The organism is Streptomyces sp. NPDC058008 (assembly GCF_042886395.1).
GTDB lineage: Bacteria > Actinomycetota > Actinomycetes > Streptomycetales > Streptomycetaceae > Streptomyces.
Window position 1 is genome coordinate 74397 of the sequence record NZ_JBHVQX010000010.1, and the last position, 20999, is coordinate 95395.

The 20999-nt window shown below is 72.3% G+C and carries 19 protein-coding genes and 7 tRNA genes; 10 read left to right on the plus strand and 16 right to left on the minus strand.

What is annotated here, in order from left to right; translation table 11 throughout:
* Positions 1-12 precede the first annotated feature (12 nt).
* Positions 13-1242, minus strand: a complete 1230-nt coding sequence (locus ACFVS9_RS12505; protein WP_389931724.1) for a hypothetical protein — start codon at positions 1240-1242, stop codon at positions 13-15.
* Positions 1242-1841, minus strand: coding sequence for a DUF4365 domain-containing protein (locus tag ACFVS9_RS12510; RefSeq protein ID WP_389931726.1), 600 nt, complete (start codon positions 1839-1841; stop codon positions 1242-1244). Before ACFVS9_RS12510 ends, ACFVS9_RS12505 begins: the two co-directional genes overlap by 1 nt.
* 194 nt (positions 1842-2035) lie before the next feature.
* Between ACFVS9_RS12510 and ACFVS9_RS12515 the strand changes: the two genes are divergently transcribed.
* Positions 2036-2761 (plus strand): 3'-5' exonuclease, encoded by a 726-nt coding sequence (locus tag ACFVS9_RS12515; protein ID WP_383114619.1) that lies wholly within the window; start codon positions 2036-2038, stop codon positions 2759-2761.
* 61 nt (positions 2762-2822) lie between these two features.
* On the opposite strand, the gene ACFVS9_RS12520 is transcribed toward ACFVS9_RS12515, so the two are convergent.
* Positions 2823-2894: transfer RNA gene (locus tag ACFVS9_RS12520), tRNA-Val, on the minus strand.
* Between the two features lie 115 nt (positions 2895-3009).
* On the opposite strand from ACFVS9_RS12520, the gene ACFVS9_RS12525 reads away from it, so the two are divergent.
* Positions 3010-5418, plus strand: coding sequence for an SCO7613 C-terminal domain-containing membrane protein (locus tag ACFVS9_RS12525; RefSeq protein WP_389931727.1), 2409 nt, complete (start codon positions 3010-3012; stop codon positions 5416-5418).
* Here the strand turns inward: ACFVS9_RS12525 and ACFVS9_RS12530 are convergent.
* The 7 genes from ACFVS9_RS12530 to ACFVS9_RS12560 all read right to left on the minus strand — a co-directional run bounded on the left by ACFVS9_RS12530 (position 5415) and on the right by ACFVS9_RS12560 (position 12759).
* The gene (locus ACFVS9_RS12530) at positions 5415-8162 is read right to left on the minus strand and encodes a Tat pathway signal sequence domain protein (RefSeq protein WP_383114617.1); all 2748 of its coding nucleotides are present in this window, start codon (positions 8160-8162) and stop codon (positions 5415-5417) included. The genes ACFVS9_RS12525 and ACFVS9_RS12530 overlap by 4 nt on opposite strands.
* Before the next feature lie 62 nt (positions 8163-8224).
* Positions 8225-8773 (minus strand): hypothetical protein, encoded by a 549-nt coding sequence (locus ACFVS9_RS12535; RefSeq protein WP_389931840.1) that lies wholly within the window; start codon positions 8771-8773, stop codon positions 8225-8227.
* A 48-nt stretch (positions 8774-8821) separates the two neighbouring features.
* On the minus strand, positions 8822-9682 hold the full coding sequence (locus ACFVS9_RS12540; protein ID WP_383114616.1) for a carbohydrate ABC transporter permease: 861 nt from the start codon (positions 9680-9682) through the stop codon (positions 8822-8824).
* Complete coding sequence (locus tag ACFVS9_RS12545; protein WP_383114615.1) at positions 9679-10671, minus strand: carbohydrate ABC transporter permease; 993 nt, start codon at positions 10669-10671, stop codon at positions 9679-9681. The genes ACFVS9_RS12540 and ACFVS9_RS12545 overlap by 4 nt, the downstream gene beginning before the upstream one ends.
* A gap of 10 nt (positions 10672-10681) precedes the next feature.
* Positions 10682-11968 carry an ABC transporter substrate-binding protein gene (locus tag ACFVS9_RS12550; RefSeq protein ID WP_389931729.1) on the minus strand — a complete coding sequence of 429 codons (1287 nt, stop codon included), beginning with the start codon at positions 11966-11968 and terminating at the stop codon, positions 10682-10684.
* Positions 11969-12177: 209 nt separating this feature from the next.
* Positions 12178-12249 (minus strand) — tRNA-Val (locus ACFVS9_RS12555).
* Between the two features lie 54 nt (positions 12250-12303).
* Complete coding sequence (locus tag ACFVS9_RS12560; RefSeq protein ID WP_383114613.1) at positions 12304-12759, minus strand: TIGR02611 family protein; 456 nt, start codon at positions 12757-12759, stop codon at positions 12304-12306.
* Between the two features lie 190 nt (positions 12760-12949).
* Here ACFVS9_RS12560 and ACFVS9_RS12565 point away from each other — a divergent pair, with 190 nt between their 5' ends.
* Together ACFVS9_RS12565 and ACFVS9_RS12570 are read left to right on the plus strand one after the other, a co-directional pair.
* The gene (locus ACFVS9_RS12565) at positions 12950-13363 is read left to right on the plus strand and encodes an SsgA family sporulation/cell division regulator (protein WP_003959770.1); all 414 of its coding nucleotides are present in this window, start codon (positions 12950-12952) and stop codon (positions 13361-13363) included.
* Positions 13364-13687: 324 nt separating this feature from the next.
* Positions 13688-14245: a CGNR zinc finger domain-containing protein gene (locus ACFVS9_RS12570; RefSeq protein ID WP_383114612.1), complete on the plus strand. Its 558-nt coding sequence runs from the start codon at positions 13688-13690 to the stop codon at positions 14243-14245.
* Between the two features lie 88 nt (positions 14246-14333).
* Here the strand turns inward: ACFVS9_RS12570 and ACFVS9_RS12575 are convergent, their stop codons facing one another.
* The 3 genes from ACFVS9_RS12575 to ACFVS9_RS12585 all read right to left on the minus strand — a co-directional run bounded on the left by ACFVS9_RS12575 (position 14334) and on the right by ACFVS9_RS12585 (position 16919).
* Positions 14334-14489, minus strand: coding sequence for a hypothetical protein (locus tag ACFVS9_RS12575; RefSeq protein WP_383114611.1), 156 nt, complete (start codon positions 14487-14489; stop codon positions 14334-14336).
* A gap of 587 nt (positions 14490-15076) precedes the next feature.
* Positions 15077-16096, minus strand: a complete 1020-nt coding sequence (locus tag ACFVS9_RS12580; RefSeq protein ID WP_383114610.1) for a LacI family DNA-binding transcriptional regulator — start codon at positions 16094-16096, stop codon at positions 15077-15079.
* Between the two features lie 358 nt (positions 16097-16454).
* Entirely contained in the window at positions 16455-16919 is a 465-nt protein-coding gene (locus ACFVS9_RS12585; RefSeq protein ID WP_383114609.1) for a hypothetical protein, read from the minus strand.
* Between the two features lie 154 nt (positions 16920-17073).
* On the opposite strand from ACFVS9_RS12585, the gene ACFVS9_RS12590 reads away from it, so the two are divergent.
* Positions 17074-17589, plus strand: coding sequence for a DsbA family protein (locus tag ACFVS9_RS12590; protein ID WP_383114608.1), 516 nt, complete (start codon positions 17074-17076; stop codon positions 17587-17589).
* A gap of 10 nt (positions 17590-17599) precedes the next feature.
* Here ACFVS9_RS12590 and ACFVS9_RS12595 read toward each other — a convergent pair whose 3' ends face one another.
* The 3 genes from ACFVS9_RS12595 to ACFVS9_RS12605 form a co-directional block, all read right to left on the minus strand.
* Positions 17600-18436, minus strand: coding sequence for a GNAT family N-acetyltransferase (locus ACFVS9_RS12595; protein ID WP_383114607.1), 837 nt, complete (start codon positions 18434-18436; stop codon positions 17600-17602).
* An 83-nt stretch (positions 18437-18519) separates the two neighbouring features.
* Entirely contained in the window at positions 18520-19341 is an 822-nt protein-coding gene (locus tag ACFVS9_RS12600; protein WP_389931732.1) for an aminotransferase class IV, read from the minus strand.
* Positions 19338-20390, minus strand: a complete 1053-nt coding sequence (locus tag ACFVS9_RS12605) for a chorismate-binding protein (protein WP_389931733.1) — start codon at positions 20388-20390, stop codon at positions 19338-19340. The genes ACFVS9_RS12600 and ACFVS9_RS12605 overlap by 4 nt, the downstream gene beginning before the upstream one ends.
* 145 nt (positions 20391-20535) lie before the next feature.
* Here ACFVS9_RS12605 and ACFVS9_RS12610 point away from each other — a divergent pair.
* From ACFVS9_RS12610 to ACFVS9_RS12630, 5 genes are all read left to right on the plus strand, one after another.
* Positions 20536-20608 (plus strand) — tRNA-Gly (locus tag ACFVS9_RS12610).
* 38 nt (positions 20609-20646) lie between these two features.
* Positions 20647-20720 (plus strand) — tRNA-Cys (locus tag ACFVS9_RS12615).
* A gap of 1 nt (position 20721) precedes the next feature.
* Positions 20722-20793 (plus strand) — tRNA-Val (locus ACFVS9_RS12620).
* A 19-nt stretch (positions 20794-20812) separates the two neighbouring features.
* Positions 20813-20884, plus strand: a tRNA-Val gene (locus ACFVS9_RS12625).
* Between the two features lie 23 nt (positions 20885-20907).
* A tRNA-Val gene (locus tag ACFVS9_RS12630) sits at positions 20908-20982 on the plus strand.
* Positions 20983-20999 lie beyond the last annotated feature (17 nt).

A 20999-nucleotide genomic window follows, 5' to 3' on the forward strand; every position in this document is an offset into this window, starting at 1 on the left:
GGGATACCGCGGCTACCCCTCCTCCCCGGTGCACGCCTCCTCGAAGGAGTCGACGTTCTCCTGGAGCGACTTCATCAGCCGGTCCCGCTCCGCCTCGTCCACCTGGACCGGAGCGACCTGGGAGGCACCGGTGAGCCGGCGGAATCCGCCCCGGTTCTCCAGCACGCCCTCCACCCGCAGCGGGAGCCCGACCAGATGGGCGTGGCCCGCGATGCGGTAGGCCTCCTCGTCCAGCTCGATCCGTACGTGCGCGATCTCCGCCCCGGTCAGCACCCGCAGCCGTACGGTGCCGGGTCCGCGCGGCCCGGAGCGGCGCAGCCGTACGACGGCTCCGGTGATCCGTACCGGGACGGCGGGCTCGTCCTGGAGGTACCGCGCGCCCGCCAGCCGGAGGGCCGGCAGGTCGCCCGGGGAGAACTCGACGGGCTCGGGACGGGCGGGGCAGCCTTCGGGGACTCCCCCGGCGGGCGACCAGGCCAGGGTGATCGTGGCGCACTCCGCTCCCCGGACGAGGGCGACGACCGCCTCGGTCAGCTCCCGGCTGACGCCCGCGGCGACCGCGGCGTCGAACGCCTCCGTCCCGCCGGTGGCCCGCTGGTAGTCGACGGCTTCCCGGGTCGCGTGCAGCGCCTCGTGGAGCCGCACGGCGACGGGCCGGCCCGCGGGGACGGGGACGAACGCGGTGAGGCCGCGCCCGTCCGCGGTGGGCCGGGCCAGGGTGCCGTCCAGGGCGCTCCGGGCCCTCCGGCGGTGCCGGGCGCCGTGGTGGCCGGCCCGGCCGCGCACGGCGAGGGATCCGGCGAGCAGGATCTGCCGGGCCGCCGTGCGCAGTTGGTCGCCGCCGGCCCAGTCGGCGGCTCCCGGAACGCCTTCGGGGACGTCGCGCCACCAGGTGATCTCGTCGCTGGGCACGGTGAGGGCGATGAGGATGTCGCGGGCGGAGGGGGCCGCACTGCGGGCGAGCGCGGTGAGGGCTTCGGCGAGCAGGTCCTCGCTGTCGGGGAGGGCGGTGGTGTCCGGCACGAGCAGGCTGGTCCCCGAGGCCCGGGGGCCGGGCGGGATCCACCGGCTGTAGCGCCCCCGGGCGCCGCCGCGCCGGTGCCATCCGTGGCGCGTCAGCAGGGCCACGAGGACGGCGGGATCGACGCGGGCGGGGTCGGGCAGGGGCACCTCCGCGCAGGGGTGCGTGCGGCCGCCCGCCGGGGCCGCCCCTCCGGCGGGCTCGTCCGTCGACCGCCGCATCACGGTCTCCCTCTCGCCCCGGCTCGGGCCATGATGTCGCAGAGTGCGCGGTCGTCGAAGATCCGCGAGGTCGGGATCCGCACGGTGGTGCGGTGCCGGCCCGTCGCGGGGTGGCCGGCGAGGTTCGTCCAGTAGCAGCAGTGCCGCAGGTCCATCCGGTCGTGTCCGGCCCGCAGCCAGTCGTCCTGGCTGCGGGGCACGAGCATCACCACGAGGATCTTGTGCACCGACACGGGGGTGCGCGCGAGCTTGGCCAGATGGGCGTTGTCGAGGGTGAAGGCGAACGTGGGGCCGGGCGGGTGCGGAGGGATCTGGTAGGTGCACTTGAGCTGCACCTTGATGGTGACCTCGTCGTCGACGGTGTGGCCGGGGGCTCCGTGACTGACGTGCCAGTCGATGCCGTTGTCGGGGAAGGGCTGCGACAGCGAGCAGCCCGCCGCGGCCGCCACCGCGTGGAGGTAGCCCACCTGGAGGGTCTCCATGCAGGCGGTGGTGGCGAGTGAGCCGCGCAGCGGTGGCGTGCTCCGCTGCCGCGGTGGTTTCCCCCCGTGGTCCTCGGTGCGGGCGGGACTCCCTGGGTTCGGCTGCGCGAGCGCCATGGCTCCGTGCCTTCCGGGCTGTGCCGACCGGTTGCCCGGTCTCCGCTGACGGGCCGGCCGACTTCCTTGCCCGTCCCCTGTGTTGTCACCGCAGGAGCCGGACCGTAAACGGCGTATCAGGCATAGGGTGCGGGTATCACCGAACCGGGCAGAGGGATCCCGCCATCTGCCGTACAGGCACGAGGAGTTCGGGGATGACGCATTGGTTCGAGGGGCCGCTGGCCGCTTTTGACACCGAGACGACAGGCGTCGACGTCGAGGAGGACCGGATCGTTTCGGCCGCCCTCGTCGTCCAGGACGCGGCGGGCGGGCGGCTCCGTGTCACCCGCTGGCTGGTCAACCCGGGGATACCGGTGCCGCCCGGCGCCACCGAGATCCACGGCCTGACCGACGACCACCTGCAGCGCAACGGCCGGTGGCCCTCGCCGGTCGTCGAGGAGATCGCCCGGGCGCTGGCGGAGCAGTGCGCGACGGGACGGCCGCTGGTCGTGATGAACGCGCCGTTCGACCTGACGCTGCTGGACCGGGAACTGAGGCGCCACCGGGCGTCCTCGCTGGACGGCTACCTGCGGAACAAACCGCTGTGCGTGCTGGACCCACGGGTGCTGGACAAGCATCTGGACCGCTACCGCAAGGGCCGCCGCACGCTGACGGACCTGTGCGAGCTGTACGGGGTCACGCTGGACGGCGCGCACGACGCGGCGGCCGACGCGGCGGCCGCGCTCGAACTGGTGCGCGCGGTCGGGCGGCGGTTCTCCGCCCGGCTGGAGAGGCTCTCACCGCCGGAGGTGCACTCGCTCCAGGCGGTGTGGCACGCCGCTCAGGCACGGGGGCTCCAGGCGTGGTTCGAGAAGAACGGTGCGCCGGAGGCGGTGGATCCGGCGTGGCCGCTGCGCCCGGAGGTGTCCGCGGCGGCCTGACCGGCACCGGGTACGCGAGAGCCGGTCCGTCGATGACACTGACGGACCGGCTCTTCCCGGGTGGGCGATACTGGTTTCGAACCAGTGACCTCTTCGGTGTGAACGAAGCGCTCTCCCACTGAGCTAATCGCCCGGGAACGGGTTGAACCATACAGGGCTCGGAGCCCTGGGTTCAAACTCCTACTCAGGGGCGGAACTGAGTAGGTGAGCCCATGCACGCGCATGTGGCCGCCGCCACACTCCGGTACATGAGACATGTGCCGCCGCCCGCCGAGGAATTGGCCCTCCTCGATCATGAACTGGCCCGGCTGGACGCCCGCCGGCTGCAACTGCTCAGCCGTCGCGCCTGGCTGGTGAACGTGCTGCGGGCGCCCGCGGCGCCGTCGCCTCCTCCTGCCCCGCTCCCCCGGCCCGCGACCGCCCGGCCGTACGCCCCCGCCGCCGCTCCCGCGCACGGCACGCAGAACGTGCTGCTGGTGCTCGGCGGTCTGCTGCTGACGGTCGCGGCCATCGCCTTCACCCTGTTCAGCTGGGGCGAGATGGGCATCGCGGGCCGTTCGGCGGTGCTGTCCCTGGTCACGGCGGGCGCGCTGGTGGCGCCGGGACCGCTGCTGCGCCGCGGGCTGCCCTCGACGGCGGAGGCGGTGGCCGCCCTTGCCCTGGTGCTGACGGTGCTGGACGCGGTGGCGCTGCACGCGGTCGCGGCACCGGACACGGACGGGGTCGCGTTCTCGGCGGCCGCCTCCGCGGTGCTGGTGGCGGTGTGGACCCTGTACGGGCTGCTGCTCGGCGGTCTGCGCACACCGCTGCCCGCGGCCGTGGTGGCGGGACAGCTGCCGCTGGTGCTCACGGCCTGGGCCGCCGGGGCGTCCACGGCCGGCTTCGGCTGGGCGCTCCTGGCCACGGCGGCGGCGGACGTCGCCGTGGCGACGTGGGGCCGGGGACTCGCGGTGAAGGCGACGGCGTACGCCGGTGCGGTGGTGACGGGAACGGTCTCGATGGCCCTGGGGCTGGGCTTGTCCGTGTCGGCCGGGGGCGCGTCGGAGGCCGTCAGGCCGGGCGCGCTGCTGCTGGCCGGTGCGGTGGTGGCGGTGGCCGGGGCCTGGCGTGCGCCGGAGGCGACCGCCGTCCTCGGGGGTGCCGTGGGGGGCCTGGCGGCGGTGGCCGCGGTGGGCGGTGTGCCGGCTGCGGGTCTGCCGTGGGACCGGGCGGTCGTGGTGTACCTGCTGTGCGGCGCGGCCCTGCCGGCCGTCCTCTGGTTCCGGGTCCCGCGACCGGTCGTACGAGGGGCCCTGGGGGCGTCGGCCGCGGTCGTGGCGGGCGCGGTGCTGTGGGCGGCGCCCGTGGTGGCCGCGGTGCTGCTGGGGCCCGCGTCCATGACGGCGGGGGTGTGGTCCGGGGCTCCGGAGGGGCTGAGGAGTGTCCCGGGGCTCACGGTGCCGTGGCCGGACGCTTCGGCTCCGCTGGTCCTGGCGGTGGCGGCGGGTCTGCTCGCCGCGCTGTGCCCGAGGTGGCTGCGGGCCCTCCCGCGGAAGGGCCCGCGCGTCGCCGCCGCGGCCGGTGCGGTGGTGCTGGGCTGGGCGGCGGTGACGGCGCTGCTCGCGGTGGCCGACGCCCCGTACGCGGTGGCGGTGGGCGTGGAACTCCTGCTGGTCGCGGGGCTGCTGGCGGCGGCCGTACGCCGCGCGGCCGACGCCGTGGCGGTGACCTGCCTGGTGTGCGCCCTGGCGGGGGCGGTGAGCGTGGGGCTCCTGGGGCTGGCCTCCGAACCGGCGACCTACGCCGTGTGCGGCTCGCTGGCCGTGCTGTCCGCCGGCTCGGCGACCGGGTCCCGGGTGCCCGCGGTGCGGTCGGCGCTCGCCTGCGCCGCGGTGCTCTGCGCGACCGCCCTCGCCTGTGCCGTGGGGGCTTCGCTGGGGTGGAGCGCCCCGCACACGGCCCCCCTGCTGCTGGTGGTGACGGCGGCGACGGTGCTGTTCGGGGCGCGGTCACGGGTGCCCGGGGTGGCGGAGCCGGTGGAACTCGCGGGGGCGTTCGCAGCGGTGGCCGCCGTGGCTCTCGCGGTGACGGACGCGCCGTTCCTGGCCCTGGTGCTGGGGCTGTGCGGGGTGCTGGCCGCGGCCACGGCGCTGCGGCCGGAACGCCGGCGCGTGGCGGGGTACCCGGCGTCCGCGCTGTTCGTCGCGGCGGCGTGGGTGCGGCTGGCGGCCTCGGGGGTGACGGACCCCGAGGCGTACACGCTGCCGGTGTCCGTGGCCGCGTTCGCGGTGGGGCATCTGCGGCGCCGCAGGGATCCGGCCGCCTCCTCGTGGGTGGCGTACGGCCCCGCGCTGTCCCTCACGATGGTGCCGAGTCTCGTGGTGGCCTGGGGTGACCCGCACTGGCTGCGCCCCCTGCTGCTGGGCGCCGCGGCACTGGTGGTCACCCTGGCGGGTGCCCGGCTGCGGCTGCGGGCACCCCTGGTCCTGGGCGGTTCGGTGCTGGCGCTGGACGGGCTGCACGAACTGGCCCCGCACGTGGTCCAGGTCTTCGACGCGCTCCCGCGCTGGGCGCCCCCGGCGCTCGCCGGGCTGCTGCTGCTCGCGGTCGGGGCTACCTACGAGCAGCGGCTGCGCGACGCGCGCCGGGTGCGGGAGAGCTTCGGCCGGATGCGTTAGGGCATCCGGTCGCCGACGAGCGCGAGGTTCTGGATGGCCGCCAGGCCGTACAGGGCGGTGGTGTTGGTGCTGACCCAGGCCGCCTCACTGCCCGGTACGGGCCCGGTGGGCCCGTCGATCCTCCGGGTGCTCCAGTCGGTGCTCTCGCGGTAGTCCCAGGTGTCGGCGCTGCTGTAGAACTGCTTCCACGCCCGGGTGGCCAGGGTGACGTCGCCGGTCCGTACGGCGGCGTAGGCGTCCTGGCGCGAGTGGCCCTGGAACAGCAGGAGGGTGCCGAAGTTGCTGCCGTAGCGGGCGGCCTGTTCGGCCTTGGTGGCGTTGAAGTAGCGGCAGTAGTCGATCCAGGCGGCCTCGAAGGCCGGCATGTCGATCATGTCGATGAGTTCGGCGTTGAGCTCGACCAGGCCGAACATGGCCGAGAGGTGCGAGACGCCGACCTCGGGTTTCTCGGCCACGGCGAACTTCCCGGTGTCGAGGTCGTAGAGGCCGACACCCTGCACGAAGCCGTTCGGCTGGGCGGCGATGGTCTCCATGGTGGACAGGACCCGGTCCCTGGCCTTCTCCCACGTGGGGCCGCGCCGCTCCCACTCGGTGAGCCAGGCGGAGACGAGGCCGCTCCAGTCCGTACCGAAGCCGATGGACAGCGCGTGGCGGTCGGGGGTGTAGGGCTCGGTGCGGATCTTGCGGATGGGGTCGAGGGCGAGGAAGGTCTCGTCGGAGTCGACGTTGGCGCGCATGAGGTCGCCGACGCGTTCGTCGGCGGTGAGGAAGTAGAACATGCGCCGGTAGGTGGTGTTGGCGATGCGCTGCTGCTTGGCGCTGTCGGCGTAGTGCTGTACGCCGTGGCGGGTGCCGAGTCCGGCCCAGGTGCCGAGGTGGTAGACGTCGACCTCGCCGGTGTGCCGGGTCATGGCCTCGGCGAAGCGGTAGATGTCGGCGCGGCCGGAGCGCATGTAGGCGTACCAGAGCCAGAGGTCGGGCGAGAGTTCGGAGTTGTCCCAGGCGTAGCCGCCGACGTCGTAGCACCACTGGTGGCGGGTGGGGTCGTAGGTGTGCATGATGTCGCCGTAGTCCCAGAAGCCGTACCAGCGGCGCATCTCCACCTGGTCCTTGTAGTACGTGAAGAGGAAGTCCAGGTGGTCCTCGATCTTCGACTTGGCCGCGGTGGAGCGGTCGGGTTCGGAGAACAGCCCGCCGAAGACCTTCGCCTCGACGAGCTGCCGGGGCGGGGCGGCGAGCTGGGGCGGGGTGCGTACGGCGTCGACCTGCTGGGCGAGCACCTCGGGCGCCGGGGTGGACCCGTTGGCCCAGAAGAGGAGTTCACTGGTCCGCGCGATGCCGTACGGGGTGCCGAAGCCGGGCTCGTAGTCCTCGTAGGTGATGTTGAGGCCTTCGAGCTGCTCGGCGTAGGTGTCCTGTCCCATCCCGTCGTGGTAGAAGCGCAGGTCCATGGGCTGCGCTTCGGGCGACCAGAGCCAGAGGGTGACCTCGGCCTCGTCGGTGTGCGCGCCCCGGATGTCGAGCTGGGCGGGGTGCTTCTCCCAGAAGTCGCGCAGCCCGAAGGAGAATCCGCCGCTGGGTCCGCCGACGTACCCGAACCCGGAGGCCCGTCTGCCGCCGCCCGCGCCGATCCAGCCGTGTCCCTTCTTCGTGCGCTTGCGCAGGCCGAAGCCGTCCGCGGACAGCTGGGAGAGGGTGTAGTCGCCCCATTCGGGGATGTAGGGGAGCCGGGTGGTGACCCGCTGGTCCCAGGTGGCGGGATCGGGCAGTTTCTGTCCGGCGAACTGCGCCTCGCGCACCGCGGCCCCGGGGTCGCGGCGCAGTCCGGTGACGCCCTTCACGGCTTCGCGCAGCAGTCCGGTGCCGTCGCCGCCGATACGGATATGGCGGTCGTAGGCCGCGTCGCGCAGGGGCACGGTGAAGCGGACCCCGAGGCCGCGCACGAAGTCGCCGCTCGCCTTGCCGGGTTCGACGGTGCCGTCGTAGGTGATGGTGTGCACCATCCGGAACGAGTCGGCCCCGGCGTAGAAGTAGAGGCGTACGGAGAACGGCATCCAGGACCGTGAGCCCTTGCGGTGCTTGCCGTCGATGCGGACGACGGCCCTGACCGGCCCGTCCTGTTCGACCGTGGTCTCCTCGACGACGCTCTCGAAGCGCTCGTACTTCTCGTTGCCCTGGTCGCCGTCCTCGATCTCGCCCTGGCGTACCAGGACCAGCCGGCCGTCGCGGGCGATCTCGGTGGAGCCGCGGGTGACCGTCTTGACGAGGGCGGAGCCGTTCGTCCCGAGCCTGGCGGTGATCACCCCGGTGGAGACGGTGACGGTGCCGCCCTTGCGGACCGCGGTGACCTTCTTCGACGGGGCGGCCGGGGTGCCGGCCGTGAGGGAGAACTTCTTCGCGGTGGCCTCGGGTCCCACGGCGTGCGCGGTCCACTTGAGGGAGCCGTCCGGCCAGTAGCCGATGGGCCACGTCTGGACGGGTACGGCCTTGCCGTCCTCGGTGGACAGCGCGAACGTCTGGTCCCCGGCGTACCGCCCCTTGGGCCAGGGCACGCCGAGCGTGGAGCCGGGGGCCGCGCCGAGGCCGCCGGACTCCAGCCAGGTCAGGGCGACCGGTTCACCGGTGCGCTCCGCGCTCCGGTCCGCCGCCGACGCGGGGCCCGGACCGAGGGACCAGCTGAGCTGTGCGGCCGCGCCGGCCGCCGCGGCGGCCTTCAGGAGCGTTCTGCGGGGCATCCTGGACATGGGTGTGCCTCTCTCCGTGCGGGATTCGGGACAGGGAAGGAACAGGAGCGGGTCGAAAGGGGTCAGCGCGAGAGCCGGCGCTCCCGCACCGCGGTGGCCGCGGCGGCGACGGCCCCGGCCACGGGGACGGCCAGCGGCAGCACCAGGGCGCCGGACAGCACGACGACGGCCATCCCGCAGACCAGGAGCAGGGAGCCGGCCGGGTCGCGGACCGTGTCCCGGCCGCCCTCGGCGAGGAGGGTGCGCCAGGAGGTGCCGGGCTCCCAGCAGGAGGCCGCGCGCAGGACGGCGACCAGGAGGCCGATCATCGCGAGGATGCCGACGGCGCCGACGAACGGGCCGCCGGGGAGCCCGGCCCGGACGGCCCGGAGGTCCAGCAGGAGCAGGGCGCCGGCGGCCAGGACGGTCACGCCGACGGCCCAGCCGCCCCGGGCGGCGGTCCGGGCGTCGGCCGCGAACTCGCGCAGGCCGCCGTGCTCTCCGGCCAGGTGGCGGCGCAGGTGCCGGGTCCCCGCGGCGAAGGCCGCGGGGAACGTGACCACGGGCAGCGCGGCGCAGGCGATCCACACCCCGGTGAGCAGGCATTCGGAGAACAGGGCGAAGCGGTCCATGACGCGCGAACGCCTGCCCTGGGCGCGGGTCTTCGTCGCCACGGCGCGTCAGCCCTTCAGGCCCGAGGTGGCCATGCCGTCGATCAGGTACCGCTGGAAGGCCACGAAGAAGGCCAGCACCGGCAGCAGGGCCACCAGCGACATGGCAATCATGCCGCCGTAGTCCGCCACCGCGTCCTGGTCGATGAACATCTTCAGCCCCATGGAGACCGTGTACTTGTCCGGCTCGTTGAGGTAGAGCAGGGGACCCATGAAGTCGTTCCAGGCGTTGATGAAGGTGAAGATCGCGCTGGTGACGAGCGCCGGCCGGCAGAGCGGCATGACGATGGACCAGTACGTCCGCAGGTGCCCGCAGCCGTCCAGCCGTGCCGCCTCGTCGAGCTCCTTGGGCAGTCCGCGCATGAACTGCACCATCAGGAAGACGAAGAAGGCGTCGGTGGCGAGGTACTTGCCGATCAGCAGCGGGGTGAAGGTGTTGATCAGCTCCAGCTTCTGGAACAGGACGTACTGCGGGATGATCAGCACGTGGTACGGCAGCAGGAGGGTGCCGATCATGACGGCGAACATGATGTTGCGGCCGGCGAACCGCACCTTCGCGAAGGCGTAGGCGGTCAGCGAGCAGGACAGCACCACGCCGACCACGGAACCGACGGCGATGTAGGCCGAGTTCAGGAAGAACGTCGAGACGGGGATGTCGGCGATGCCCTCGGTGAGCCGGGCGTAGTTGTCGCCGATCGGGTCGGCGGGGAACAGGTCCAGGGCGCCGATGATCTCGGAGCTGGGCTTGAACGAGGCCCCGATCGTCCACACCACCGGGTAGAGGACCACGGCGAGGATGACGAGCGCACCGAGGTGCCAGGCGAGCGCGCCGGGTCCCCGGCGCCGTACGGCAGCTGTCAGGAGACTCATCGGCCGCCCTCCTCGTAGTGCACCCAGCGCTTCTGGGACCAGAACAGCACGGCGGTGACCAGGCCGACCGCGAGCAGCAGCAGCCATCCCATGGCCGAGGCGAATCCCATGCGGCTGTTCACGAAGCCTTGTTCGTACAGGTAACAGGTGTAGACGAGCGTCGCGTCGGCCGGTCCGCAGCTGCCGTTGCTGACGATGTAGGCGGAGCCGAAGATCTGGAAGGAGTGGATGGTCTCCAGCAGCACGTTGAAGAACAGCACAGGCGAGATCATCGGCAGGGTGATGTGGAAAAACCTGCGCCACGGGCCGGCGCCGTCCACCTCGGCCGCCTCGTACAGCTCCCTCGGGACCTGCTTGAGTCCGGCCAGGAAGATGACCATCGGGGCGCCGAACTGCCAGACGGTGAGGGCGATCAGCGCGTAGATGATCATCTCGGGGTCGCCGATCCAGCCGCCGACCTCGACGCCGAACACCTTCTGCGTACGGTCGACGATCGCGTCGTCCGAGAACAGCGCGCGCCAGACGATGGCCGCCGAGACGCTGGCCCCGATCAGGGACGGGGCGTAGAAGGCCGCCCGGTAGAAGGACTGGCCCCACCGCTTCTGGGCGAGCAGCATGGCGACGGCGAGTGCCGCGGCCAGCTTGACCGGGGTGCCGATCAGCACGTACCAGGAGGTGACCTTCACCGACTGGCGCCAGCGGGGGTCGGCGAACATGTCGGAGAAGTTCTGGAGGCCGATCCAGCGGGGCGCGTCGAACAGGTTGTACTCGGTGAACGAGAGGTACAGCGAGAAGACCATGGGGCCGGCGATCAGGAACAGGAAGCCGGCGATCCAGGGCGACATGAACAGGTAGCCGGCCAGGTTCTCGCGGCGGGCGGGCCGCTCCCCGCCGTGCGCGGGAGGGGCCTCCCGCTCCCCGCCCCGCCCGGGGGCGGAGCGGTCGGCCCCGGAGGCGACCGCGCCCGGGGAGATCTGGATGTGAGTCACCGCAGTCCTCTCAGTTCGCGGCGAGCGCGGTCTTCGCCTCGGAGAAGAACTGCTTCACCGAGTCCTTCGGCGAGGTCTTGCCCAGGGCCAGGTCCGCGCCGATGCGCAGGAAGGCCGCCTCGATGACGTCGGCGCCGGCCGGGTGCGGGGTGATGGGTTCCAGGACTCCCGCGTCGGCGATGGCGGTCTCGTACGCGGCGATGGCCTTGCTGGGGGCGTCGGTGGGCTGGAAGGCCTCGAACTGCGCGGTGGTGGCGGGCACGCCGCGGTCGTATCCCATGATCCGGGCGACCTCGGGGTCGTGCGTCATAAAGCTGATGAAGGTGGCCACCTCGGCGGGGTGCTTGGTGCGCGCCGTGCCGCTCAGCATCAGGGACCCCAGGTACTGGCCGGTCTTCTTGCCGTCGGTGCTCGGGATGGGGGCGAGACCGTAACTGCTCTTGCCTTCCGCGCTGTAGCGCACGGAGAAGTTGTCCCAGGTGAACTCCCCGGCGGACAGGCCCTTGGCGGTCGCGGAGGCGGGCTTGATCTGCTCGACCTTGTTGGGGTCGGCGTAGAGCCCCGCCTTGACGCGGTCGAGGGCCTCGGTCCAGTAGGGCAGCAGTTCGGCCTCGCCGAAGCCCATGCCGTCCTCGGTGAAGAAGGCCTTGCCGTTCTGGCGGAGGATCAGGTCGTAGAGGTACATCACGCCGTGCGGCCCGGCGTCACCGGCGAGCTTCTGCCCGTTCCTGATCTTCTGCAGGCCGGCGTACCAGTCGTCCCACGTCCAGCCGATCTCCGGTGCGATGCCCGCCTTCTCGTAGACCTTCTCGTCGATGACCAGAGCCATCGAGTTGCTGCCGACCGGCACGCCGAGCAGCTTCCCGTCGATCTCGGCGAACTTCTCGAGCCCGGAGCGGAAGCCGCCGAGGTCGAGGTTGCCCTTCTCCGCCTGGGGGCCGAGGTCGAGGAGGACGTTCTTCGCCTCGTACTTGCGCAGGAAGGTCACGGCGTTCTGGATGACGTCCGGGGGGTTGCCGCCGGCGGCCTGCGTGTTGAACTTCTTCCAGAAGTCCGGGTACTGCTGGAAGTCCGTCTTCACCTTGATCTTCGGGTGCTTCTTCTCGAAGAGGCCGACGCACTGCTGGATCTTCTTGGCACGGTCGTCCGCACCCCACCACGAGTGCCGGATGGTGACCGGACCGCCGGAACCGCTGCCGCCCGAGACGCAGCCGGCCGCGGTCAGCCCGAGACCGGCCGCCGAGAGGCCGGCCAGCTTCAGCAGCTGCCGCCTGTCCATGCCGTTGTTCCGAGACATAGCTCGCCCCCACCATTCGCATTGAATCGTTTTAGAAAGCGCTTGCTGGGTCAAAGTAAGGAGCGGCACCGGGCGCGTCAACGGTTAGGACGAAATTTCGATGGCCTGACGACCGGCCGAACAGCCGGGGCGGGCCGCGACGCCGGTCGCACGCGGGAACGCCGAAGGCCCGGAAGCTTCGAGGAAGCTTCCGGGCCTTCGGTACGGGGTGGGCGATACTGGGTTCGAACCAGTGACCTCTTCGGTGTGAACGAAGCGCTCTCCCACTGAGCTAATCGCCCCGGCGCATCGCAAACATTACCCCATGTCAGCGGCGCCCCGGGACCACCGCGGGGTCACTGCTCGATCTTCCACGGCATCACGAGGCCGAACTTCCAGAAGTAGATCCCGGCGAGCACCACGATGATCACGAGCCCCACCGTGGTGAGGACGATGTTGCGCCGCCGGACCTCGGGGTCGAGGGCGCGCTGGGCGGCCTCGGTGACCTTGCGCCGGGTCCAGCGCAGGACGAGCTGCGCCCAGACGAACTCCGTCGCCCAGATCGCCATGCCCCCGAAGATCACCAGCCATCCCGGGCCGGGGAGCGGCAGCATCACGATGCCCGTCACGACCACGGCCAGGCCCACGACGAAGATCCCGGCCTGCCAGCTCAGGTGCAGGACCCGCGACCCCTTGATGAACCCGGGCGCCCGCGAGCCCAGCTCACGCTCCGCCGGGCGTCCGTCCCCCGCAGCGGAATCGGGGGCCACCGTCACGGTGGCCTCCTTCCGCTCGTCACTCTCCGCGTTCATGGATCCCAACCTACCGGAACCGTGGTCGTCACTGGAATGGACGCATGACCCAAAGTTACACACCGCTGGACGAGGGACCTGAAGCATCACAAATAGGTCAGAGGGGTTTACAACGCCACCGTAGGTGGCATGTCGATTTCGCCGACGTGCGAATCCCCGAGCGCACACTGAGCGAAAGGCCCTGGCGCTTATGAACACCACGGTCAGCTGCGAGCTGCACCTGCGCCTCGTTGTGTCGAGCGAGTCCTCACTGCCTGTACCCGCGGGCCTGCGGTATGACACGGCCGATCCCTATGCCGTGCACGCCACCTTCCACACCGGAGCGGAGGAGACGGTCGAATGGGTTTTCGCCCGTGACCTCCTTGCCGAGGGGCTGCACCGGCCCACCGGCACCGGAGACGTCCGCGTCTGGCCCTCTCGAAGTCACGGCCAAGGCGTCGTCTGCATCGCACTGAGCTCCCCGGAGGGCGAAGCCCTGCTGGAAGCCCCGGCGAGGGCCCTGGAGTCGTTCCTGAAGAGGACCGACGCCGCGGTCCCGCCCGGCACCGAGCATCGTCACTTCGACCTCGATACGGAGCTCTCACACATCCTGGCCGAGAGCTGAGCCAGGCAGAGAGCTGCGGGACGCCGTCCGACTCGGGGAGACGGCGTCGCGCGGACAACCTCATAGGGCACACACCGGCGCCGTCGCCGCGGAACCCACCGCGGCGGCGGCGCCGGTGTGTGCGGACGCGGGCGGCCGACGCCCCGGCCACCGGAACCGCCTCCGGCCACGGGAAGGGCCTCTGTCCTCCACCGGTGCGCCCGGCGCGGAACAGGGGCCGCCCTCCCCCGCCGAGCCCGCACCGGGCCGTGGGCGCCTCCGCCGAGCCAGTAGAGTCAGCCGGCATCGGCGGGCGCCCGTCCGCCGGAGGCCAGGGAGCGAAGCGTGCTGATCCCACACGACACCCGGATCGCCCTCGAAGTGGTGGTCGATCTGGTGAACACCGCACCGGAGGACGGGGCGGGCGACGGGCTCGCGGAGCTCCCCGCGCTCTACGCCTTCGCGGAGCGGCACCACATCAGCGGCGTCGGAACCCTCGGCGACAAGGACCTGCGCGCCGTGCTGGACGTCCGGAGCCGGTTCGCCGAGATCTTCGCCGCGCCCGACGCCCGTACCGTCGCCGACCTGGTCAACGGCCTGGTGGCCGCGGCCGGCACCACCCCGCAGCTCACGGACCACGACGGCTACGACTGGCACGTGCACTACTTCGCGCCGGACGCCTCCATCGCCGACCACCTCGCGGCCGACTGCGGGATGGCGCTGGCCTTCATCGTGGTCGCGGGGGAGCAGGACCGGCTGCGGCGCTGCGAGGCCCCGGACTGCCGGGACGCCTTCGTCGACCTGTCGCGCAACCGCTCCCGCCGCTACTGCTCGAGCCGCACCTGCGGCAACCGGCTCCACGTCGCCGCGTACCGGGCCCGGCGCAGGGAGGCGGCGGGCTGATCCGCCGCATCCGTGGCCCCCGCCCCGTACCGCTCACCGGGAGGGGGACGGCCCTTCGGGGCGACGGGCGTGCGGGCGGGACGGCCGCTCACAGGAGGAAGAGGTCGTGCAGTGCGGCCATCAGCAACAGGCCGCCGACCACCGTCAGAAAGATCATCAGCGGCGGCTGCGAAAGCGCGAAGAGGCAGCCACGCGGCTCTTCGGCGGGGGGTGCGGGGACATCGCCCCGGAATGTGTCCACCATCTCGTAGCGATCATGACGCAGACGCGGTCCCCTTGGCGATCAACAAAGCCTTTCGCAGGGGTAGTTCACCCACTCCGGGATGAACGGATTCGCCCTGGGGCCCGAAGACCGGTCGCACGTTCGCACAGGACTCCCCCGTAGGGAGGACGGACGGGCGGGGCGCGTCGGGTGCGGGCCTCCCGCCGGGGGCGTCAGGTGCGGCCAGCGGAACGGACCCGGCGGCTGCGAACGGGGGACGCCGACCGGGGGCAGGCGCGAGGGGGACACCGCGACCCGGCGGGCGGGGGCGCCGCGAGCGGCACCTCCCGGCCGACGCGTGACGGCTCCGTGCGCGCACCCCGGGAGGCCGCGCCACAGCTGCGTGCGCGCACCCCGGGCCCGCATGTGACAGCCCCGGGCGCGTCCCCGGCCGGCCGGGGCTGTGAAAGCTGCCTGCGCGCATCCCGGGCCGACGCCTGACGGCCCCGCGTACGCCCTGCGGCCCGGCGCGTGACAGCCCCGTGCGCGCAACTGCGGGCCCGGCGCGTGACAGCCTCGCCGTCCGTACCCCGGCCGGGCGTGTGACCGTCCCGTGGGCGTGGCCCGGATCAGCGCGGGGCGGCGCTGGAGGCGCGCACCACGAGTTCCGGCTGGAGCACCACGCTGCGGTGGCGGTGGGTGCCGTCCTCGTCGTCCGCCTCCTCCAGGAGGAGTTCGGCCGCCATCCGGCCCATCACCACGGCGGGCTGCCGCACCGAGGTGAGGGGTACGGCTGCCGCGGCGGCGAACTCGATGTCGTCGTAGCCGACGATGGCGATGTCCTGCGGCACCCTGACGCCCGCGGCGTACAGCGACTGGAGGACGCCGAGCGCCAGGAGGTCGTTGGCGCAGAAGACGGCGGTGGGCCTGGGTACGAGACCGAGCAGTCTGGCCCCGGCGTCCCGGCCCGCCGCCACGTCCAGGCGGTCCGAGGGGATCTCGACGAGCGCCTCGGGGCCGAGCCCCGCCTCGGTGAGCGCCGCGAGGGCACCCTCACGGCGGTCCCTGACCTGGTAGAGGTCGCCGGGCCCGCTCACATAGGCGACGGAGCGGTGGCCCGCCGAGACGAGGTGCCCGACGGCGAGCATGCCGCCGCGCACGTCGTCCACGGAGACGGCGCAGCTGTCGGTCGACGGTGCCACCCGGTCGACCAGCACATGGGGGATCCGGTGGCGGGCGAAGGCCTCGAGGTTGCCGCCGGTGGCGTCGGCCGGGGTGACCAGCACGCCGCAGACCCGCTGCTCGGCGAAGAGCCCGAGGTATTCGGCCTCCTCCTCCTGGCTCTGGTCACTGTTGCAGACCATCACCCCGAGGCCGGCCTCCCGTGCCGCGCGCTCCGCGCCGCGTGCGATGTCGACGAAGAACGGGTTGCCCATGTCCAGCACCAGCAGGGCCATGATGCGGCTGCGGCCCGCCCTGAGCTGCCGGGCGGACTCGCTGCGTACGTATCCGAGCTCCTCGATCGCCGCCAGCACCCGGGCCCTGGTGTCGGGAAGCACCGCCTCGGGGCGGTTGATCACGTTGGAGACGGTGCCCACCGAGACTCCGGCCTGCCGGGCCACGTCCTTGATCCCTGCCACACGCCCCACTTGCCCTGCCCCACTGATGCGTTCGGCCCGCCGCGCGCGGGCGCCGGGTCCCCTGGTCCACCGACGGACGTACGGCCTGCTCCGTCGCGCCGTCGCCCGGACCGCGCCTCCGCTGGATTGAATTGTTTCAATCCGCTCGGGACGCTAACCGCATCCACGGGACACCGTCAAGATCGAGGCGACGCGGCTCGAATATACCGAGGCATCGGGGCCACACCGGCCTTTCGATGCCCACGGCTCGGCATGAATCGATTCACACCCACTCTACCGCCCCGCTCCGCGCCCCGGACGTCCCGGGCCCCCGCCCCCGGCGGGCCCGCCGGATCCCGCGCCCCGGTCCCGGGCCCGGTCGCCGCGCTCAGATCCCGTGCTTCTTCAGGATGGCCTCGATGTCGCTGAAGTCGTCACCGGGCGCGGCCGCCGGGTCCTGCTTCTTCTTCCCCCTGCCCTGCGCCTGCGGAGCCGTCGCCCCGGCCCCGGAGGTCAGCGAGGGCGAGGACGCGGCCGGCTCGACGGCGGCGCCCGGTTCCGCGGCCGCGGCGGCCCTGCGCTCCTTGCGGGTCGGGCCGCCGCGGCGCTCCACGGCGCGCGTGATCATGAAGAGCAGCCAGGCCACGGCCAGCAGGCCGAAGCCGATCCAGACGCCGGGCTTGAAGACGATGCCCGAGACCCACTGGACGACACCCGTCATCACCAGCCCCACGGGCACCAGGGAGTAGGCGGCGATCCGGGTGGCCGTGAGGAACCGCTTTCGGTACGCGGTGATCGCGGCGATGCCCAAACCGGCCGCCGACACCGCGGAACAGATGGTCTCGGCAAGCATCGGAGCCTCCAGCAATCGGTGTACGTCCCTTCCATCCTGCACCGGACACCGCCCGGGGAGCCACGACGCCGGACCACATCAGGGACTTTTCAGGGCCCCGCTCCTCCCCAGGTCCCGATTGGGACGGGCAGGTCCGGCCTGGAAGACTGATTCCATGAGCGATTCCTCCTCCGCAGCGCCGGTCGTCCTCGACGTCTGGTGCGAGCTCGAGTGCCCCGACTGCCATCAGGCGCTGTCCGACGTCCACGCCCTGCGCGCCCGCTACGGCGACCGCCTGGAGGTCCGGCTGCGCCACTTCCCGCTCGAGAAGCACAAGCACGCCTATGCGGCGGCGCAGGCCGCCGAGGAGGCCGTCGTCCAGGGCAAGGGGTGGCCGTACATCGAGGCCGTACTGGCCCGCACGGCCGATCTCGCCCGCTCCGGCGAGCCCCTCCTGATCGAGGTGGCGGACGAACTCGGCCTCGACGCGGAGGAGTTCGACACCGCGCTGATCGACGGCCGGCATCTGCTGATCGTGGACGCGGACCAGGCCGAGGGCAAGGCGATCGGCGTCACCGGGACCCCGACGTACGTGATCGGCGACGAGCGGCTGGACGGCGGGAAGAGCCAGGAGGGGCTGCGCGAGCGCATCGAGGAGATCGCCGACCGCCTGCTCGCCGGCCGGGGCTGACCCGGGCCCGCTACAGCGCCTTGGCCAGGTTGTACTGCGTCACCTCGTAGCCGAGCGACTCGTACAGCCGCAGCGCGGGCGTGTTGGAGGCGAAGACGTGCAGGCCGAGCAGGCCGAGACCGGCGTCGAGCGTGATGTCCTCCGCGAGGTGCATCAGCGCCCGCCCGTAGCCCCGCCCCCGGTGCTCCTCGCGCACCTCGACGTCGAAGACGTAGCCGAGGTCGTCGCCGTCCGGTTCCTCACGCCGGGCCACCCAGACGTGGCCGACGACGGCGTCCTCGTGCACGAGGACGTGGAAGTACATGCCCGGGGTGGCCAGGCCGTGCGGCAGGTTCGTGGCGTGGTCCGTCTCGGACTTGCGCCGGGCCTGCTCCTCGGGGACACCGCGTTCCACCCAGCTCAGCGCGTACGTCTCGACGCTGGTGGCCGCCCACGCCTCGTACTCCCCCTGCGTCATAGGACGCCCGGTGACCCCGGCGGGCAGGGCGGGGGCGGTCCGCCGCAGGGTCTTCAGCATGTTCCGGCTGCGCTCGGTGTAGCCGAGGGCGGCCGCGAGGGCCTGGGCGGCGGGGTTGTCCGCGGGCGCCACCAGGCGGACCTGGGTGCACCCCCAGTCGCGGAGCACCTCCTCGGCGGCGAGGGCGGCGATGGTCCCGCGTCCGCGCCTGCGGTGCGCCTCCTCGACGGCGAGCGAGCGGAGTATGCCCGCCGAGGCGCCGAACGCCGGGTCCGTGGAGATGGCGACGGACCCCACGGGCCGCCCGTTGTCGCACACGTCGTACGTGCGTTCCCGCGCGCCGTCGGCGCCCTGCTGGACCGGCCCGGCCGGCCGGATGATCGTGGTCATCAGGGTGTTCTATCCGCTGGACGGCGGGTCGTCACCCGTTTTACGGATCCGGTTCTCGCGGCCGGGCCCGCACGGGCCCCGGCTCACGGATCGATATCGGCCGCCGACCGCTCGTCGAAGATCCGCGCGGCCTTCGCGGTCACGGGCCCCGGGGCGCCGGGCAGTTCCCGTCCGTCGACCCGGTGTACGGCCTGGATGTCGCGGAGCGTCGAGGTCAGGAAGATCTCCTCGGCCCGCTCCAGCACGTCCAGCGGGAGGTCGGTCTCCTGTGCGCCCGTCCACTCGACGGTGAGGGCGCGGGTGATTCCGGCGAGGCACCCCGAGGCGACCGGCGGGGTGTGGATCCGGCCGTCGAGGACGACGAAGACGTTGGAACCGGTGCCCTCGCAGAGCTGCCCGACCGTGTTGGGGAAGAGCGCCTCCGACGCGCCGTGCTCGTGGGCCCGCGCGAGGGCGACCACGTTCTCGGCGTACGAGGTGGTCTTGAGGCCCGTCACCGCGCCGCGTTCGTTGCGGGTCCAGGGGACGGTGACGACGGCGGTGCTGTCGGGCCGGCGGGCGGCCTCGCCCAGGGCCACGACCAGGCTGGGCGGGGCGTCGCCGCGGTCGGAGCCGAGCGGTGAGAGGCCGCCGGTGAAGGTGATCCGCATCCGGCCGAGCTCCATGGGGTTGGCCTCGGCGACGGCGGCGACCGCGTGGCGGACGGCGCCGTGGTCGGGAGCGGGCAGGCCCAGGCCCCTGGCCGAGCGGGTCAGCCGGTCGAGGTGCCGGGTGAGCGCGAAGGGGCGGCCCCCGGCGACCCGGACCGTCTCGAAGACGCCGTCGCCCACGGTCAGCCCGTGGTCGAGCACGGACAGCCGGGCGTCATCGGCGTCCCTCAGTCCGTCGTTGACCCAGATCCTCATGACGCGGCCCTTCCTGTCTCCTCGTAGGTGCCCGACGCTACAGCGAGCAGCCGTGAGGCCTTGAGTTCCGTCTCCGCCCATTCGCGCGCCGGATCTGATCCCCAGGTGATGCCGGCGCCGGTGCCGAAGCGCAGGAGGGGCGCGGGGCCGGTGCGGTCGATCCAGAAGGTCCGTATGCCGACGGCCAGTTCCGCGGTGCCCCGGTCGGCGTCCACCCAGCCGACCGCTCCGCAGTACGGGCCGCGGGGTGCGGTCTCCAGGGCGCCGATGATGCCGAGCGCGCTGGACTTGGGCGCGCCGGTGACGGATCCGGGCGGGAACGCGGCGGTGAGCGTCTCGGGCCACCCGGCGCCGTCGGCGAGCCGTCCGCGCACGGTGGAGACGAGGTGGACCAGCCCCGGGTGCTTCTCGACGGCGCAGAGGTCGGGAACGCTCACGCTGCCGGGGGCGCAGACCCTCCCCAGGTCGTTGCGGACCAGGTCCACGATCATCACGTTCTCCGCGTGGTCCTTCTCCAGCAGGTCGTCCTCGGTGCGTCCGGTGCCCTTGATCGGCCCGGACTCGACGGTCCGGCCGTCGCGGGAGAGGAAGAGCTCGGGCGAGGCGGTGGCGATCTCCACACCGTGCTCCGGGAGCCGGATCGTTCCCGCGTACGGGGCCGGGTTGCCCCGGGCGAGCAGCGAGGTGAGGGCGTCGACGTCGGCCCGCGGGCCGGGCAGCGGCGCGGACAGGACCCGGCAGAGGTTGGCCTGGTAGACCTCACCGGCCGCGATGTGTTCACGGATCCGCCGCACGCCCGCCATGTAGGCGTGCTCGTCGAGCGAGGACGTCCAGTCGTCCGGGCCGGGTCCGCGCCAGGCGCCGGGCACCGGGAGGGGGACCTCCTCCGCCCGGACCGTGGCGAAGCGGGCGCACACCAGCCGCCCTTCGAAATCAGCACATACCGCCCAGAAGCCTGACGATTCAAGGGCCGCCGGATCGCTGGTGACATCCCGCAGACCGGAGGCGACGAGGCCGCCGAAGCGGGCGAGGGGAGTGAGGTCGCGCACGTGACCGAGTCTAGGACGGCGCCCCGGTGACCTGCGGCGGGCGGTGGTGGCGCAGCACGCTGCGCAAACGCGTTTTTGTACTGGCCCGGGAATCCGCTAGAGTTCAACACGTCGCCGGGACGCGCAAGCGGACCGGGAAAGACAAGCGGACGTAGCTCAGTTGGTAGAGCGCAACCTTGCCAAGGTTGAGGTCGCCAGTTCGAACCTGGTCGTCCGCTCGCAGAAGATGGGGGATCCTTCCCGAACCCCCATCCCTGGTGGAGTGGCCGAGAGGCGAGGCAACGGCCTGCAAAGCCGTCTACACGGGTTCAAATCCCGTCTCCACCTCCAAGGACGATTAGCTCAGCGGGAGAGCACTTCCCTGACACGGAAGGGGTCACTGGTTCAATCCCAGTATCGTCCACCGGTCCGCAAGGATCCCCGCGCGATTAGCTCAGCGGGAGAGCGCTTCCCTGACACGGAAGAGGTCACTGGTTCAATCCCAGTATCGCGCACGCAGTACACGCGGGTTCACCCTGCGCGATTAGCTCAGCGGGAGAGCGCTTCCCTGACACGGAAGAGGTCACTGGTTCAATCCCAGTATCGCGCACCATCCGAAACCCCCGGTCG

What these genes read in the sequence shown, in the direction of transcription:
- ACFVS9_RS12595 (WP_383114607.1), bottom strand. Translation starts at nt 18,436, where the DNA reads ATGACCACGATCATCCGGCCGGCCGGGCCGGTCCAGCAGGGCGCCGAC.
- ACFVS9_RS12575 (WP_383114611.1), bottom strand. Translation starts at nt 14,489, where the DNA reads ATGGTGGACACATTCCGGGGCGATGTCCCCGCACCCCCCGCCGAAGAG.
- ACFVS9_RS12505 (WP_389931724.1), bottom strand. Translation starts at nt 1,242, where the DNA reads ATGCGGCGGTCGACGGACGAGCCCGCCGGAGGGGCGGCCCCGGCGGGC.
- ACFVS9_RS12600 (WP_389931732.1), bottom strand. Translation starts at nt 19,341, where the DNA reads ATGAGGATCTGGGTCAACGACGGACTGAGGGACGCCGATGACGCCCGG.
- ACFVS9_RS12560 (WP_383114613.1), bottom strand. Translation starts at nt 12,759, where the DNA reads ATGAACGCGGAGAGTGACGAGCGGAAGGAGGCCACCGTGACGGTGGCC.
- ACFVS9_RS12535 (WP_389931840.1), bottom strand. Translation starts at nt 8,773, where the DNA reads ATGGACCGCTTCGCCCTGTTCTCCGAATGCCTGCTCACCGGGGTGTGG.
- ACFVS9_RS12550 (WP_389931729.1), bottom strand. Translation starts at nt 11,968, where the DNA reads ATGTCTCGGAACAACGGCATGGACAGGCGGCAGCTGCTGAAGCTGGCC.
- ACFVS9_RS12565 (WP_003959770.1), top strand. Translation starts at nt 12,950, where the DNA reads ATGAACACCACGGTCAGCTGCGAGCTGCACCTGCGCCTCGTTGTGTCG.
- ACFVS9_RS12510 (WP_389931726.1), bottom strand. Translation starts at nt 1,841, where the DNA reads ATGGCGCTCGCGCAGCCGAACCCAGGGAGTCCCGCCCGCACCGAGGAC.
- ACFVS9_RS12540 (WP_383114616.1), bottom strand. Translation starts at nt 9,682, where the DNA reads ATGAGTCTCCTGACAGCTGCCGTACGGCGCCGGGGACCCGGCGCGCTC.
- ACFVS9_RS12590 (WP_383114608.1), top strand. Translation starts at nt 17,074, where the DNA reads ATGAGCGATTCCTCCTCCGCAGCGCCGGTCGTCCTCGACGTCTGGTGC.
- ACFVS9_RS12585 (WP_383114609.1), bottom strand. Translation starts at nt 16,919, where the DNA reads ATGCTTGCCGAGACCATCTGTTCCGCGGTGTCGGCGGCCGGTTTGGGC.
- ACFVS9_RS12525 (WP_389931727.1), top strand. Translation starts at nt 3,010, where the DNA reads ATGAGACATGTGCCGCCGCCCGCCGAGGAATTGGCCCTCCTCGATCAT.
- ACFVS9_RS12515 (WP_383114619.1), top strand. Translation starts at nt 2,036, where the DNA reads ATGACGCATTGGTTCGAGGGGCCGCTGGCCGCTTTTGACACCGAGACG.
- ACFVS9_RS12530 (WP_383114617.1), bottom strand. Translation starts at nt 8,162, where the DNA reads ATGTCCAGGATGCCCCGCAGAACGCTCCTGAAGGCCGCCGCGGCGGCC.